Annotated in this window: 11 protein-coding genes; 3 read left to right on the top strand and 8 right to left on the bottom strand. The window is 72.5% G+C overall.

Translation table 11 applies throughout. The features are described from left to right. Positions 1–425 precede the first annotated feature (425 nt). Both F4562_RS30145 and F4562_RS30140 read left to right on the top strand, forming a co-directional pair. Positions 426–1,814 carry a selenium-binding protein SBP56-related protein gene (locus F4562_RS30145; RefSeq protein WP_184539900.1) on the top strand — a complete coding sequence of 463 codons (1,389 nt, stop codon included), beginning with the start codon at positions 426–428 and terminating at the stop codon, positions 1,812–1,814. After that, positions 1,802–2,434, top strand: a complete 633-nt coding sequence (locus tag F4562_RS30140; protein WP_221206656.1) for a hypothetical protein — start codon at positions 1,802–1,804, stop codon at positions 2,432–2,434. The genes F4562_RS30145 and F4562_RS30140 overlap by 13 nt, the downstream gene beginning before the upstream one ends. Positions 2,435–2,462: 28 nt before the next feature. On the opposite strand, the gene F4562_RS30135 is transcribed toward F4562_RS30140, so the two are convergent. The 4 genes from F4562_RS30135 to F4562_RS30120 form a co-directional block, all read right to left on the bottom strand. Continuing rightward, positions 2,463–4,754, bottom strand: coding sequence for a glycoside hydrolase family 3 C-terminal domain-containing protein (locus tag F4562_RS30135; protein WP_184539896.1), 2,292 nt, complete (start codon positions 4,752–4,754; stop codon positions 2,463–2,465). A gap of 342 nt (positions 4,755–5,096) precedes the next feature. Beyond that, positions 5,097–5,867: an SDR family NAD(P)-dependent oxidoreductase gene (locus tag F4562_RS30130; RefSeq protein ID WP_184539894.1), complete on the bottom strand. Its 771-nt coding sequence runs from the start codon at positions 5,865–5,867 to the stop codon at positions 5,097–5,099. Positions 5,868–5,964: 97 nt separating this feature from the next. Then, entirely contained in the window at positions 5,965–8,712 is a 2,748-nt protein-coding gene (locus F4562_RS30125; protein ID WP_184539892.1) for a family 78 glycoside hydrolase catalytic domain, read from the bottom strand. A gap of 48 nt (positions 8,713–8,760) precedes the next feature. Further along, positions 8,761–10,032 carry an MFS transporter gene (locus F4562_RS30120; protein WP_184539890.1) on the bottom strand — a complete coding sequence of 424 codons (1,272 nt, stop codon included), beginning with the start codon at positions 10,030–10,032 and terminating at the stop codon, positions 8,761–8,763. A gap of 209 nt (positions 10,033–10,241) precedes the next feature. Between F4562_RS30120 and F4562_RS36510 the strand changes: the two genes are divergently transcribed. Continuing rightward, positions 10,242–11,276 (top strand): LacI family DNA-binding transcriptional regulator, encoded by a 1,035-nt coding sequence (locus F4562_RS36510; protein ID WP_184539888.1) that lies wholly within the window; start codon positions 10,242–10,244, stop codon positions 11,274–11,276. Positions 11,277–11,313: 37 nt separating this feature from the next. Here the strand turns inward: F4562_RS36510 and F4562_RS30110 are convergent, their stop codons facing one another. From F4562_RS30110 to F4562_RS30095, 4 genes are all read right to left on the bottom strand, one after another. Continuing rightward, positions 11,314–12,204 (bottom strand): TauD/TfdA dioxygenase family protein, encoded by an 891-nt coding sequence (locus F4562_RS30110; RefSeq protein ID WP_184539886.1) that lies wholly within the window; start codon positions 12,202–12,204, stop codon positions 11,314–11,316. A gap of 25 nt (positions 12,205–12,229) precedes the next feature. Beyond that, positions 12,230–13,153, bottom strand: a complete 924-nt coding sequence (locus tag F4562_RS30105; protein ID WP_184539885.1) for an ABC transporter ATP-binding protein — start codon at positions 13,151–13,153, stop codon at positions 12,230–12,232. Continuing rightward, positions 13,137–14,186, bottom strand: a complete 1,050-nt coding sequence (locus F4562_RS30100; RefSeq protein WP_184539883.1) for a taurine ABC transporter substrate-binding protein — start codon at positions 14,184–14,186, stop codon at positions 13,137–13,139. Before F4562_RS30100 ends, F4562_RS30105 begins: the two co-directional genes overlap by 17 nt. 87 nt (positions 14,187–14,273) lie before the next feature. Further along, complete coding sequence (locus tag F4562_RS30095; protein ID WP_311733888.1) at positions 14,274–15,182, bottom strand: ABC transporter permease; 909 nt, start codon at positions 15,180–15,182, stop codon at positions 14,274–14,276. Between the last annotated feature and the right edge of the window lie 448 nt (positions 15,183–15,630).

Here is a 15,630-nt window from a genome sequence, read left to right as displayed (position 1 = left end):
TTGACGTGTCATGGAGGTAGACGTAGTCCATGCCCTGGTACATGTGGTCTCCGAGCGTGGCCACTGCGACGGCCCACTCGCGCAGCCGGGCCGCCTGCGCCGTCAGGTGAGCGGGAACCAGCATGACGGGGTCGGCCGGTTCGGCTCTCACGGGGTGCCCGGTCGGCCGGGGGACGCGACCCGGCCGACTGGGCACCACCCAGGAGTGGGCGGTGAACCGGCTGGAGGGTCCGGTCACCGCCTCCGAACCACATGTCCGACGTTATGACTCCACTCCCAGGAAGTCAACATTACCTACTAGGTTTGCATGGAAAGAGTCGCGCGAGACGCGCCGGATCTCTTTACGCAGGTCAACGGCTCGCCCAGATTCGGACCACACTTCGAATGTCTATTGACCCTGCAGGTAATAGAGAGATTATGGGGGAATGGCACTCTGGACACCGGACCCGACCTTCTACCCGTCGCCGCGGGACGCCGCCGCCGCTCCCGCCGAACGGCTCGCCTACGTCGCCGCCTTCGACCGCCGGGCGGAGAGGCCCGACGCGATAGCCGTCCTCGACACCGACCCCTCCTCCCCCGGCTATGGCCGCGTGGTCGGCTGGACGGATCTGCCCCACACCGGGGACGAGCTCCACCACTTCGGCTGGAACGCCTGCAGCAGCGCGCTGTGTCCCTCAGCCCCGCATCCCCACGTCGAGCGCCGCTACCTCGTCGTGCCGGGCCTGCGCTCCTCGCGCATCTACATCCTCGACACCAAGGACCGGGTCAGCCCCGAGATCGTGAAGGTGATCGAGCCGGAGGAGCTGGCCGCGCGGGCCGGGTACTCCCGGCCGCACACCGTGCACTGCGGGCCCGAGGGGATCTACGTCTCGGCGCTCGGCGGGGCGGACGGCCAGGAGGGGCCGGGCGGCATCGCGGTCCTCGACCACCGGTCGTTCGAGGTGCTCGGCCGCTGGGAGGCGGACCGGGGCCCGCAGTACCTCGCCTACGACTTCTGGTGGCACATCAACCACGACGTGCTGGTCAGCTCGGAGTGGGGGACCCCGTCCATGATCGAGGACGGGGTCGTGGGCGAACTGCTGCTCGGCCGCAAGTACGGTCACCGGCTGCACTTCTGGGACCTGCGCAAACGCCGCCACCTGCAGCAGGTCGACCTCGGCGACCAGTACCAGATGACACTGGAGCTGCGACCGGCCCACGACCCGACCCAGACCTACGGCTTCGCCGGCGTCGTCACCAGCGTCGAGGACCTGTCGGCCTCGGTGTGGACCTGGTTCCACGAGAACGGCCGCTGGCAGGCGCGCAAAGTGATCGACATCCCCGCCGAGCCCGCCGACGCGAAGGACCTGCCCGACGTGCTCAAGCCGTTCGGCGCGGTGCCGCCGCTGGTCACCGACATCGACCTGTCCGTGGACGACCAGCGCCTCTACGTCTCCTGCTGGGGGACGGGGGAGATCAAGCAGTACGACGTCAGCGACCCGTTCAAACCGGTCGAGCTGGCGTCGCTGCGGATCGGCGGGATCGTCCGCCGGGAATCGCACCCGGCCGCCGACGGCCCGCTGAGCGGCGGGCCCCAGATGGTCGAGGTGAGCCGGGACGGCGGACGCGTCTACGTCAGCAACTCCCTCTACGGGTCGTGGGACGACCAGTTCTACCCCGACGGGGTCGGCGCCTGGCTGGCCAAGATCGACACCGGCTCGTTCACCTTCGACGAGCGATTCCTGCCGAACGGCGACGACTTCCGGGGGCTGCGTCCCCACCAGGTCCGGTTGCAGGGTGGTGACGCCTCCTCCGACTCCTACTGCTACCCGTGACGATCGCGACGGTGCTCCTGCTCGGTGCCTTCCACGGCCTGAACCCGGCCATGGGCTGGCTCTTCGCGGTCGCCCGCGGCCTGCAGGAGCGCAGCAGGGACGTGCTGCTCGCGTCGCTGCCGGCGATCGCGGCCGGGCATCTGGCCTCGGTGGCGCTGGTGGCGCTGGTGGTCGGCGTCACCGGCTCCCTGACGACGGGCACGGTGGTGTCGGTCGCGGGGGGCGTGCTGCTGGTCGGGTTCGGCCTGTGGCGGCTGCTGTCGGACCGGCACTTCCGCTGGGTGGGCATGCGGCTGTCCCTGCCGCAGCTGGCCGCCTGGTCGTTCCTCATGTCCTCGGCGCACGGCGCGGGGTTGATGCTGATCCCGGTGTTCGCCGGCCTGCGCACGGCGGGCACCGGCCATGACGGGCACGCCGGGCACGTCGGGCACGCGCTCTCCGGAGGGCTGGGGGTCGCGGCGCTGCACACGCTGGCGATGTTCGCCGTCGCGGGCACGGTGGCGGTGATCGTCTACGAGGTGGCCGGGCTGACGGTGCTGCGCCGCGCCTGGTTCAACATGGACCGGATGTGGGCGGTCGCCCTCGTGGGAGCCGGCGTGTTCACGCTGTTCAACGCCTGAGCGGCCGGCACCGCCGGCCGCCCGCTCCTCACGAGGATCGCGTGGACCCGCTCAGTTCGATCATCTCCTCCAGGGTGTCGGCGCCGATGGCGACGCCGGGGAAGCCGAGGAACTGCCGCATCGGCATGGAGGCGACCATCTTGAGCATGTCGGCGTTCTCCTCGGCCTGCCGCCGCTCCTGTTCGTCCATCCCCTCGCGGAGGGACCGCGTGAGCGCGGGGCCGACCGCGGGGTGCGAGAACCAGTCGCCGACCGTGGAGTCGAGCGACAGGACCTTGGCGACGACCTCGCCGGTCAGGGTGACGGTCCGCTCGGCGACGACACGGGCGGCGTTCTCCCCGATCTGGACGGTGTACTCGCCGGGGGCGACCGTCCAGCGGCCCAGCTCGACGTCCCAGTAGGCGAAGGCGCGGCGGTCGAGGACGAGTTCGACGGTGCGGGCCTCACCGGGTTCGAGGAAGACCTTGGTGAAGGCGCGCAGCTCGCGCGCGGGCCGACGGACAGGGCCGGCGGTGGTGGCCACGTAGACCTGGACGACGTGCTTGCCCGCCCGGTCGCCGGTGTTGGTCACGGTGACCGACACGGCGGCGGTGTCGTCGCCGGTGGGGGTGACGGTGAGGTCGCCGGTGGCGAAGTCGGTGTAGGACAGGCCGTGGCCGAAGGGGTAACGGACCCGACGCCCGACGCTCTCGTAGTGGCGGTAGCCGACCATGACGCCCTCGCCGTAGCGCACGTGCCCCTGCTCTCCGGGGAAGGTGAGGTGGCAGGGGGTGTCCTGCAACCGCAGCGGGATCGTCTCGGCCAGGTGGCCGGAGGGGTTGACCACACCGAACAGCAGGTCGGCGATGGCGCCGCCGCCGGCCTGGCCGAGCAGCCAGCCCTCCAGGATCGCGTCCACGTCGTCGTGGAAGCCCTCCAGGGAGACCACGCCGCCGTTGGACAGCACCACGACGGTGCGCGGTGCGGCGGCGGCGACGGCGCGGATCACCTCGACCTGACCGGCGGGCAGGTCGAGGTGCTCGCGGTCGAACCCCTCGGAGTCCTCCTCCGATCCGGCGAAGACGATCGCGAGGTCGGCCCCGCGGGCGAGTTCCACGGCCTGCTCACGCAGGGCGTCCTCGCCGCCGGAACCGGCGCCGATGCCGATGCCGGAGCCGGAGCCGGAGCCGGAGCCGCCGATGGTGAAGCCGGGTGCGTAGGTGACGCTCTGCCCGCGGCTACCGGCGAGCACCCGGATCTCCTCCAGCGCGGTGTCCACGCGGGCGGGGTTGATGTGTGAGCTGCCGCCGCCCTGGAAACGCGGCTCGGCCGCGAACGCGCCGACGACCGCGATCCGCCGCACCCGCCCGGTGACGGGCAGGGTGTTCCGTTCGTTTCTCAACAGCACCGCGCAGTCGGCGGCCAGTTCCCGGGCCAGCGCGTGGTGGGCCTCGACGTCGAGTTCGCCGGTCTCCTCGACACGCCGTGCGGTCAGGGCCGCCACCCGGCGTACGGCCGCGTCCACGACCGCCTCGTCCAGGTCGCCGTCGCGTACCGCCCGTACGATCTCGGCGTCGGTGGCGCCGCCGCCGGGCATCTCCAGGTCCGTTCCGGCGGCCAGCGCGGCGACCCGGTCGTAGACCCCGCCCCAGTCGGAGACCACCGCCCCGTCGAATCCCCACTGTTCGCGCAGCACGTCGGTGAGCAGCCAGGAGTTCTGCGAGGCGGCGACACCGTTGATCTTGTTGTAGGAGGCCATCACCGTCGCCGGCCGCGCCTCGGTGACGACGCGCTCGAACGCCGGCAGGTAGATCTCGCGCAGGGTGCGCTCGTCGACGTCGGCGCTGACGCGCATCCGGTCGGTCTCCTGGTTGTTGGCCGCGAAGTGCTTCACCGACGCCCCGGGCCCCTCGGCCTGCATGGCCTTCACGTGCGCGGCGGCCAGCACGCCGCTGATCAGCGGATCCTCGGAGTAGTACTCGAAGTTGCGTCCGCACAGCGGGGAGCGCTTGATGTTCACCCCCGGCCCCAGCACCACGCTCACCCCGAACACGCGCGCCTCGCGGCCCACCGCGGCTCCCAGGCGGGCGGCCACCTCCACGTCCCAGCTGGAGCCCACCGCGACCGCGGGCGGGAAGCAGGTTGACGGCAGGCTCTCGTGGACGCCCAGGTGGTCCTCGCCCTCGCCCTCGCGCTGGCGGCGGATGCCGTGCGGGCCGTCGGTGAGGACGATCGACGGGATGCCGGCCTCCTCGACCGGCTTGGTGGTCCAGAAGTCCTGCCCGGACAGCAGGGACGCCTTCTGCTCCAGGCTCAGCTCGGTGGGGTCGGTCTGCGACATGTTCGGGTTCCTCACAGGGTCGGCGGACGGGTTCGGAGTGGTGGTGCGGCGGTGGAAGGGAGGGGAGGCGTGACGGCGGGCCTGCGGACACGCCTCCCCTCCGTGAATCCGGCGGCCCGGGTTACTAACACGTGTAACCGTCTGCGCGAGGACGGTAACACCGCAGTCGTACGGCGGCAACAGCGGGCCGGACGCGAGGCGGCACCCGGCGCGCTTCGCCCGCGCATCCGGTCATCGGACGCGCGGAGGACGGGCCGGGCACCTCGTTCCCCGGCGTTCCCCCGGCCGGCGACGACGGCGATCACCCGGTCGGCGACGACTACGGCGATCAGCCTGCCGTGTTCACTGGTGGGCGCCGCCGTCGACGCGGATCTCGGTGCCGGTGATGAACGAGCCGTCGTCGGAGACGAGCATGGCCACGACACCGGCGACCTTCTCCGGCCCCGGGATGCCGCCGGGCAGGGCGGGGGTGAGCTTGAGGAACAGGTCCCAGTCGGTGTCGGCGGGCACCAGGCCGCCGATGTTGTTGGTGATCCCGCTGCTGATCCCTCCCGGCACCACGTTCACCGCGCGCAGCCCCTGCTTGGCGTACTCCTGGGCGATGCTGTGGGTGAAGGAGAAGATGCCGCCCTTGCTGGCCGAGTAGGCGGCCATGAACGGGTGGGCGAAGAAGGCGGCGGTGGAGCTGAAGTTCACCACCACGCCCCTGCCGGTCTCCAGCAGGGCCGGCAGCGCGGCGCGGGTCATCAGGAAGGTGCCGGTCAGGTTGACGGCGATGACACGGTTCCACAGCTCCAGCGAGCAGTCGTGGGTGTGCGCGCCGCGCAGGATCGCCGCCGCGTTGACCAGCGCGTCCAGCCCGCCCAGCTCGGCGACCGCCGTGCTCACCACGGAGTTCACCGAACCCTCGTCGGCGATGTCCACGGCCGTGACGGTGAGCCGCTCGGCGACGCCCTGCTCCGTGGCCAGCACGAGGGTCTGCTCCAGCCCGTCCTCGGCGACGTCCGCGGCGACCACGCGGGCACCCTCGGCCAGCAGCCGCAGCGCGGTGGCCTGCCCGATGCCGGAGGCGGCTCCGGTGATCAGCACACGCCGGTCGGTCAGTCGCATCATGGGTGTCCTTCTTCCTTCTCTGGGGTCTTCACTTCTGGGTCTGGGACGTCCGGCATGGAGCGTCCGGTCCCGGGGCGTCCGCTTCGGGACATCCGGTTCAGGAGAGCCGGGCGAAGCCGGCCTCGATCTCGGCGGGCAGGTGGTCCCCGCCCGGGATCAGCGCGATCGCCTCACGGACGGTCATGTTCTGCTGGGCGGCCCCGAGCCCGCCCGCCACGTGTTCGGCGATCTCCGGCAGGTGCCGGACGATGACACCGGTGAGGACCCGCATGGCTCCCGGCCTGTCGGCGACCTCGGCCAGGCTGCTGTCCAGTGTGAGCGGCACGGCGACGGCCCGGTCCTCGGCGTACGGGACGCTCCAGCTGTGGGTGCCCGAGCCGACGGTGATGCGGTCACCGCCCGGCAGGGTCACCTGGGCGGTGGTGTTCGCCGGGACGACCGCCTCGACGGTGATCCGCCCGTCGTCGATCCGCCAGGAGGAGGCGGCGACGCCGTACGGGGTGCGCAGCCGGGCACTCGCGTGGGTCAGGCCGCCGCCGGGGCGGGGGGTGACGGTGAGGCTGCGGTAGCCGGGCTCGGCGGGTGCCAGCCCGGCGACGGTGCGGTGCAGCCAGTCGGCGATCGCGCCGAGCGCGTAGTGGTTGAAGGAGGTCATGCCGCTGGGATTGACGGTGCCGTCGGGCAGCAGGCTGTCCCAGCGCTCCCAGACCGTGGTGGCGCCCATGGTCACCGGGTACAGCCAGGACGGGCACTCACGCTGGAGCAGCAGGCGGTAGGCGGCCTCCAGGTGACCCGCCTCGGCCAGGGCGTCGCAGATCAGCGGGGTGCCGACGAACCCGGTGGCGACGGTGTAGCCGCTGCCGCGCACCAGCTCAACCAGGCGGGCCGCCGCGCGGCGGCGCCGGGCGGGGCCGGGCAGCAGGGCGAACTCCAGGGCCAGGGCGTAGGCGGTGGGCGAGTCGCTGAGCAACCGCCCCGACGCGGTGGTGTACTCCTCGGCGAACGCCCGGCGCACCTCGTCCGCCAGCGTCCGGTAGCGGGTCTCCTCCTCGGTGCGGCCCAGGACCGCCGCGGCCCGGGCGAGCAGGTCGGCCGAGCGGGCGAAGTAGGCGGTGGCCACGATCTCGGGGTAGGTGCGGGCCTGCTCGGGCCGGTTGGCGGGGGCGGTGGGGTCGAGCCAGTCGCCGAACTGGAAACCGCTGTTCCACAGGCGGTCCCGCCCGGCCAGGCCCGCCACGTGGTCGACCCAGCCGCGCATGCTCGCGAACTGCCGGTCCAGGATGCCTGCGTCGCCGTAACGGCGGTACAGCACCCACGGCACGATCACCGCGGCGTCGCCCCACGCCGCGGCGGCGCTGTCGCCGCCACTCGTCACGTTGGGCACGATGAACGGCACCACGCCGTCCTCGCCCTGCTCGGCCGCCAGATCGGCCAGCCAGGAGGTCAGGAATCCGGCGCTGTCGAACAGGAACGACGCGGTGGGTGCGAACACCTGCAGGTCACCGGTCCAGCCGAGGCGCTCGTCGCGTTGCGGACAGTCGGTGGGCACGTCCAGGAAGTTGCCGCGCATGCTCCACACGACGTTCTCGTGCAGGCGGTTCACCAGCGGGTCGGAGCAGTCGAACCAGCCGGTGCGCTCCAGGTCCGAATGGCACACCACGGCGACCACCTCCCGCACCGGCCCGCTGATCTCGGCGTAGCGGAACCCGTGGAAGGTGAAGCGCGGCTCCCAGGTCTCGTCGCCACCGCCGCGCAAGGTGTAGGTGTCGGTGGCCTTCGCCGTACGCAGCGGGGCCAGGCACAGCTCGCCGTCCTGGAGCACCTCGGCATGGCGCAGCACGACCTGCTCCCCGGCCTGCCCGCGCACGGTGACCCGCAACCGGCCGACCAGGTTCTGACCGAAGTCGACGATCATGGTGCCGAGCGGGGTCGTGCGCGTCTCGACGGGGGTCAGGACCTCGGTGCGGCGCACCGGCGGGCCGTCCGGGGCGACCAGGGTGGCCGGGTCGCGCTCCACGAGCTCGACCGGTGACCAGCCGGTGACGTCGTGGCCGGGCAGCGACCAGCCGGTGCGCTCCAGCCGCGCGTCGTGGGTCTCCCCGTCGTACAGGTCGGAGGAGACCAGCGGCCCGGACGCGGACCGCCAGGAGAGGTCGGTACCGGCCGTCTGCGTCGTCCCGTCGTCGTAGACGATCTCCAGCTGGGCCAGCCAGGCGAGCCGGTCGCCGTACAGGGCCCGCCTGCCCTCGAAACCGAGCCGGCCCCGGTACCAGCCGTCGCCCAGCGTGGCACCCAGGCAGTTGACGCCCTCACGCAGCAGGTGGGTCACGTCGAAGGTCTGGTAGCGCAGGCGGTGCCCGTAGGCGGTCCAGCCGGGGGCGAGCACCTGGTCGCCGACGACCTGCCCGTTCAGCTCCGCCTCGTAGACGCCGAGCGCGGTCGCGTACAGACGGGCCGCGCGTACCCCCGCGCGCACGTGGAACTCCCCGCGCACCAGGGAGCCCTCCCCGGGGCCGACGAACCGCGCCGACCAGTCGCCCACCTCCAGCAGGCCCGCCTCGGCACATGCCTCCTCACTCCACGGCGACCACCCGTCGGGCCCCTGCACCCGCACCCGCACCGCCACCCGCTCCCGGGAGGCCAGCGGCGCGAAGGGCCAGGCCACCAGCACCGACTCGGCGGAGTCGATGCGCACCCGCTCGCCGCGGGCCTCGACCTCGTACGCCGACTGCGTCCACCCGCCGCGGGCGGTCCGGGTGATCCATGACAGGCGGGGGCGTGCCGTCCCGGCACCCAGTGGTTCACGCAGGTGCTCGAAGCGAACATCGGTCACGTGTGTCGTCATCACGGTCTCCTCGAACAGGTTACTTACACGAGTTAGCAAGGATGGTGTTCACCGTATCCCCTTGATGGGGCGGACGCTCAGGCCGCCCGCGACCGCGACGCCGGCGGCGACCAGGAAGAGCAGGGGGTAGTTGGCGCCGCCGCCCACGGCCAGGACGAACGGGGCCACGACCGGCGCGGCCGACTGGGGCAGCGCTCCGGCGATGCCGAAGATGCTCATGTACTTGCCCGCCTCGGTCTCGCGGTTGGGCAGCACGTCGGCGACCACGGCCAGGTCCACCGCGCCGAACATCCCGGCGCCGAGCAGGATGAACTGCGAGCCGACCAGGACCGGGGCGAACGACGAGGCGAAGGCGATGATCACGAACCCGACGACGAAGAGGGCGACGGCCAGGTAGACGAACGGCTTGCGCCGCCGCAGCCGGTCCGACAGGTACCCGCTGGCGATCGCACCCACCGAGGTCATCAGCAGGCCGGCGCCGCCGGAGATCGCCAGCAGCCCGGTGACCTCGACCAGCTCGTAACCGAGGTGGTCGGTGAGGAAGTAGAGCTGGTAGGTCGACAGGAACATCAGGCTGAACTGGATGAGGAAACGCCCCAGCCAGGTCCAGGCGAAGTCGGGGTGGCGGCGGGGGTCGAACCCGAGGTCGCGCACCAGGCCGGCGAGATCGAGGGTGCCTCGCTCCGCCTCGGACAGGCGACGGTCCGGCATCACCACGACCAGCAGCAGCACCGTGGCGCAGGCCACCAGGGCGGGCACCAGGAACAGCGGCAGGGGCGAGCCGCCGGGCGCTCCCGCGAACTGGAACCCGGCGACACCGGCGATCTGCGCGGTGAACCCGAGCAGCCCGCCCACCACGCCGCGCTGCTCCTCGGGCACCTGGTCGGGCATGACCGCCATCAGCGGCGTCATGACGAAGCTCACGCCCACCTGTCCGACCACGTAGCCCAGCAGCACGCCGGGCACCGAGTCGAGGACGGCGGCGAGCACGGCCCCGATGACCAGCAGGGGCATGCCGGCCAGCATCCAGGGCCGGCGCCGCCCCAGCCGGGAGACGGTGTTGTCGCTGAGCAGGCCGACGATCGGGCCCGCGACGATGTTGACGAGCGTGCCGACCCCGATCACCAGGCCGAGGGCCACCTCCTTGCCGGTCGGGTCGATCTGCTGCAGGCGGATCGCGAGCGAGGCCAGCAGCGGGGTCATGACCGCCACGTACAGCCCGAGATAGGCCAGGACGTAGACGGCGATGAACCCGCCGCCGGCCCGTGGCGGCCGTTCGGGGGTGGCGACGGCCGGGGATCGGGGGGTGGTGTCGGACATCGCGATCTCCGTGATCAAATCGTTTTAACAAGGGTCCGGACCCGGCGGGGACGGATTTCGTCTACGGACTCGACAGCCGTGCGGCGACAGGGGACATCACGCGGGCACGGACGCACTAACACGTGTAACCTACTGGTGCGAGGACGTTAACATCGGTGTCGCATCACGGCAATAGGGTGCCGGGCGACGAAGACGAGCAAGGGGTGCGCGTGGCGGGGAAGAGACCTGCGCGGAGGGTCACCAGCACCGACGTGGCGCGGGAGACCGGCCTGTCGCGCGCCACCGTCAGCTTCGTGCTCAACGACACGCCCAACCAGTCCATCCCGCAGGCCACTCGCGAGCGCGTCCTGCAGGCCGCCGCCCGGCTCGGTTACACCCCCTACGCCCCCGCCCGCACGCTGCGCAGCGGCCGCAGCGACGTGGTCGTGCTCGTGCTGCCCGGCTGGCCCCAGGGCCCCGCCATGACCGAGTTCGTCGACCGCGCCGCCGGGGTGCTGACCGGCGCCGGACTCACCCTCGTCACCCACGTCCACTCCGGCGACCCGGGCATGCTGGCGAACCTGTGGGCGGCGCTCACCCCCGCCGCCGTGTTCGGCATGCGGCCGTTCACCTCCGAGGAGGCCGAGGGCATGCGCCGGGCGGGCGTCACCGCGGTCCTGCCCCCGCCGCAGTCACCGCCCGGGCACGACCTCGGCTCCAGCCTCTGGGTGCGGGGGATCGGCCGCGTCCAGGCCGAGCACCTGATCGCCAAAGGGCACACCCGCCTCGCCTACGCCCTCCCCGACGACCCCCGCCTGACCGACCTCGGCAGGGGACGTGCCGAGGGTGCCGCGCGGGCCTGCGCCGACGCCCGCCTGTCACCCCCCGTCGTCTCGGCGGTGCCCGCGGACACTTCGGCGGCGGCCGAGGTGCTGACGGCCTGGCGTGCCCTCCCCGCTCCCCCCACCGCCGTGTGCGCCTTCAACGACGAGGTCGCGCTGGCCCTGCTGTCCGGAATGCGCACCCTGGGGCTGGACGCCCCGGCCGACCTGGCCGTCGTCGGCGCCGACGACATCCTCGCCGCCCGCTTCGCCGTACCGTCCCTGACCACCGTCGCCATCGACAGCGGCGACCTGGGAGCCCGCATCGCCCACGCCCTGCTGCGCATCCTGGACGGTGATCCCGCGGACCCGGCCGCGTTCCCGGGCGTCGGCCCGATCCCCCTTCCGGAGAGCGTGCACGTGATCGAGCGGGACTCCGCCTGACACCGTTGCGGTCCGGCGGAGGCCGGGTCCGGCCGGTTCAGCCGTGCCGGTCGGAGCGGGGCGACGGCCGGGCGGGACCGACGGGACGGTCGCCGCGCAGCGTGATGCGGTGCATCACCCTGCGGGCCGTGCCGTAGTCGCGGTTGGCGTAGTGCGCGGTGCTGCGGTTGTCCCACATGGCGACGTCACCGACGCTCCAGCGGTGACGGATCGTGTGCTCGGGCTTGGTCAGGTGCGCGTAGAGGAGATCCAGGATCGCCCGGCTCTCCGCCTCCGACACCCCGGCGATGTGCGAGGTGAATCCGGGGTTGACGAAGATGCCCTTGCGGCCGGTCTCGGGGTGGACGCGGACGACGGGGTGCTCCACCGGGTCCAGCCGGGTGACGGCCTCGCCCTCCCAGAGGTTGCCCCGGCCGCCGCGGCGCTGGGCCAGGTAGTAGCCGAACTCCCGGGTGCCGTCGTGCACCGCGGTGAGCCGATCCACCAGGTCGCGTACCGGCGCGGACAGCGAGTCGTAGGCCAGCTGGCTGTCCGCCCAGCTCGTGTCGCCGCCGGTGGGGGGCAGGACGACGGCCCGCAGGATCGACCCGAGCGGCGGGCGGGGCATGAACGTGACGTCGGTGTGCCAGACGTCGGCGAAACCGTCGTCGGCGCCGTCGAGCGCGTAGATCTCGGGGTGCTCCTCGTCGAGGCCCTCGACGACGGGGTGGGACACGGTCAGCTCGCCGAGACGCCGGCCGAGCGCGACCTGGCTGTCCTCGTCGAGGTTCTGCCCGCCGAAGAACAGCACCTTCCGTTCGATCAGCGCCGCCCGCACCGCGGCCAGTTCGTCGTCGGTGGCCGTCGCCAGGTCCAGTCCTTCGACCTGGGCTCCGAAATGCGGGCCGAGCGGGTTCAGGGTCAGCCTGACAGCGGTCTGCGCGGTCATCTCGATCCTCCTCGTGGGTCGGGTCTCACTCCGCGGCGGCGCGTACGGCCTGGCCGACGGTGGTGCGGAAGGCGGCGTAGTCGGGAAGAGCGCGCAACTCGTCGGGTTCCGGCCCGGTGCGCGGCAGGGTGATGTCGAGGTCGAGGGCGATCCGGCCGGGCTGGCGGGTGAGCACGACGACGCGGGTGCCCAGGAACACGGCCTCCTCGACGCTGTGGGTGACGAACACGAAGGTGCGGCCGGTCTCGGCGCTCACCCGGCGCAGGTCCTCCTGGAGCCGTTCGCGGGTCAGCGCGTCCAGGGCGGCGAACGGCTCGTCGAGCAGCAGCAGCGGATCGTCACCCGCCATCGCCCGGGCGATGGCCACGCGCTGCTGCTGTCCTCCGGAGATCTGCCAGATCCGGCGGTCCGCCACGTCGTGCAGGCCCACCCGTTCCAGCAGGTGCGGCACCCGGCGGGCACGCTCCGTCCGGGGCACGCCCGCGTACCGCAGGGCCAGCTCGACGTTGCCGCCCACGGTCCTCCATGGGAAGAGCCGGGGCTGCTGGAAGACGATCCCGGCGCCCCTGCCGGGAACGGGTTCGGCGCCGCCGGTCCGCACGGTGCCGGAGGTGGGCCGTTCGAAACCCGCGATGAGGCGCAGCAGCGTGCTCTTGCCGCAGCCGGAGGCCCCGACGATCACGAGGAAGGATCCCCTCGGGACGGTCAGGGAGATCGGGCCCAGGACGGTCACGGCGTCGCCGCCCGCGCCGTAGACGTGTTCGACCTCCCGCACGTCGACGGCGGCCTCGCCCGCGGAGCCCCCACCGGGCCCGGCCGCGGTGGCCCCGACGCCCTCGCCGGGCCCGGCCGCGGCGATCCCGGCTTCTCTACCGGGCCCGGTCCCGATGGCCCCGACGCCCTCGCCGGGCCCGGTCGCGGTGGCCGCGAGGTCAGGAGGCGAGGACATCGGGCAGTCCCTTGTTGTAGACGGCCCGCTGGACCGTCGCGAGGTCGGGCACGGCGTCGATCTTCTGCTGGTCCTTGAGGAACTGCGCCGCGCTGACCAGGTTCTGCGCCAGGCCGCCGACCTTGCCCGGTGTGCCGAGCCACTCCGGTGAGGCCAGGTCCTCGGGCTTGAGGAAGACTCCCTGGCTGAGCTGCGCCTTGGCCTCGGCCTGGCCGAGGTTCAGCTCCGCACCCACCGCCTGCGCCGCCGCGTCGGGATCGTCGGCGATCAGGTCCAGTGCCCTGGCCTCGGCCTTACGCCAGGCGTCGACCGCCTCGGGGTGCGCCTCGACGAACGCGGTGGCCACCACGCCGAGGTCCAGGGTGGGCTTGCCGGCGGTCGCCAACTCGCGGCTGGTCAGGAGCACCTTGCCGGTCTTCTTGAGCTCGTCCAGGGTGGGCAGCCAGGTGTAGGCCGCGTCGATGTCGCCGCGCTGCCACGACGCCAGGATGTCCTGGGGCTCCAGGTCGACGAGCGTCACCTCGGACTCGGGAACGCCCGCGCGGTCCAGCGCGGCGAGCAGGCTGTAGTGCGCGGTGGAGGCGAAGGACGTGGCCACCTTCTTGCCCCGCAGGCCGGTCACCTCCGAGATGCCGGCGCCGTTCCTGACGACCAGGGCCTCGTTGTCACCGGCCACGTCCAGGACGAAGGCCACCTGGTACGGGATGTTCAGCGGCGCGGACAGGCCGCGCGCGACCGGGCTCGATCCGATGGTCGCGATGTCGACGCTTCCGGCGACGAAGGCGGTGTTGATGCTGGCGCCGGAGTCGAACTTGGTCCAGGTGATGGTGTAGTCGGCAAGCGCCTGCTCCAGCCAGCCCTTGTTCTTCACGACGAGGTCGCCGCTGGGGAACGCCTGGTAGGCGATGCGGATGGTCTTGCCGGCCGTGCTTTCGCCCCCCGCGGAGGCGGCGCCGTCGCCGCACCCGGTCAGGGCGAGGGCAACGGTGGCCAGGACGATCGGGAGCAGGTGTCTGAGGCGCGGTCGGGACATGGTGCGGTTTCCTTCTGAGCTGGGCGGTACGGGAGCCGGCGGGGACGGTGAGCGGGACATCGGATCGGGAGGGCGGATCGGGACGGCTCAGGCACGGCCCCGCCACGGGATGAGACGGCTCTCGGCGGCACGCAGCAGGCCGTCGATGAGCAGCCCGGAGACGCCAATGGCGAGCAGGCCGAGCACCACGACGTCCGTCTGCAGGTAGCGCTGCGCGTCGCGGACCATGCCGCCGATGCCCGGCACCCCGTTGACGGTCTCCGCGGCGACCACCGAGGAGTACGCGATCCCCACGGCCAGCCGGACGCCGGTGAAGATCTCCGGCAGCGCGCTGGGCAGCACCACGTCGGTGATCGTGCGCCATCGGGAGGCGCCCAGTGCCCGGACCGCCTCCACCAGTCCGGCCGGCGCGCCGTGCACCGCGGCGGCGGTGGCCACCGCGACCGGAGGCAGGGCGGCGATGGCGAGCAGCCACAGTTTGGGCGTCTCGTCGATGCCGAACCAGATGATGAGCAGGCTGAAGTACGCCAGCGGGGGAAGCGCCCGGACGAAGGTCACCACCGGTTCGGCCACCACGCGGATCCACGGCACGACGCCGAGCACGACACCCAGCACGAGCCCGGCGGCCACCCCCAGCGCCGAGCCGATGAGGATGCGGCGCAGGCTGATCCCCAGATGCTCGACGAGCAGATGGCCGCTGTAGCCGCGGACCCCGTCGTGGGTGGTGGACAGCAGCACCAACTGGTCCCAGACCGCGCGCGGCGCCGGTACGAACGACGGGTTGCCGGCCGCGACGGCGGCCAGTTGCCAGAGCCCGAGGAGCACGAGGACCGACAGCACCCGTACGGCGATCCGCCGGGACGCACGGGCGAGCCGGATCGTTCCGGGGACGGCGCGCGTCCCTCCGCCGGTCCGCGGGCCGGCGGACCCGGTGAGGGTGCCGGAGTCGCGCGGACCGGAATCCGGGAGGGCGGGGGCGGGGGTGGAAGAGGTCACGGCGGTCGCTCCGGGGGTAGCGCGATCGGTCCGGGCCGCCGGGACGCGGGCACGGATGACACGGGGAGGCGGGAGATCGGCCGCGGGCACCTCGCGGGTACGGGACCGACGTCAGGAGCGACAGGCCGAGCCGGTCATCCGGCACAGGTCGAGGTGGAGACGCCGGACCAGGCGCATGGTCATGGACACAGATAATTCCTACCAAAAAAGTAGGCAATAGGCAATCGGCGAACCGGCCGGTAACGGGAGACCCGACCCGCGCGGGAGACGGCGGCGGACCGGCGCGGGAGATGCGGCGAACCGGCCGGTCACAGGAGACGCGACCCGCGCGGGAGACGCGACGGACCGGCGCGGTACGACCCGGGTGGTACACGGCCTGCGGCGCGGTACGACCCCGGTCGCACCCGATTCCCTCCTCCCGGCGGATGGGTGGGCGCCGATCCTCCGG

The organism is Streptosporangium becharense (assembly GCF_014204985.1).
Lineage (GTDB): Bacteria > Actinomycetota > Actinomycetes > Streptosporangiales > Streptosporangiaceae > Streptosporangium > Streptosporangium becharense.
The sequence above is the reverse complement of the archived record's forward strand: the minus strand, read 5'-3'. Positions and strand labels throughout refer to the sequence as shown.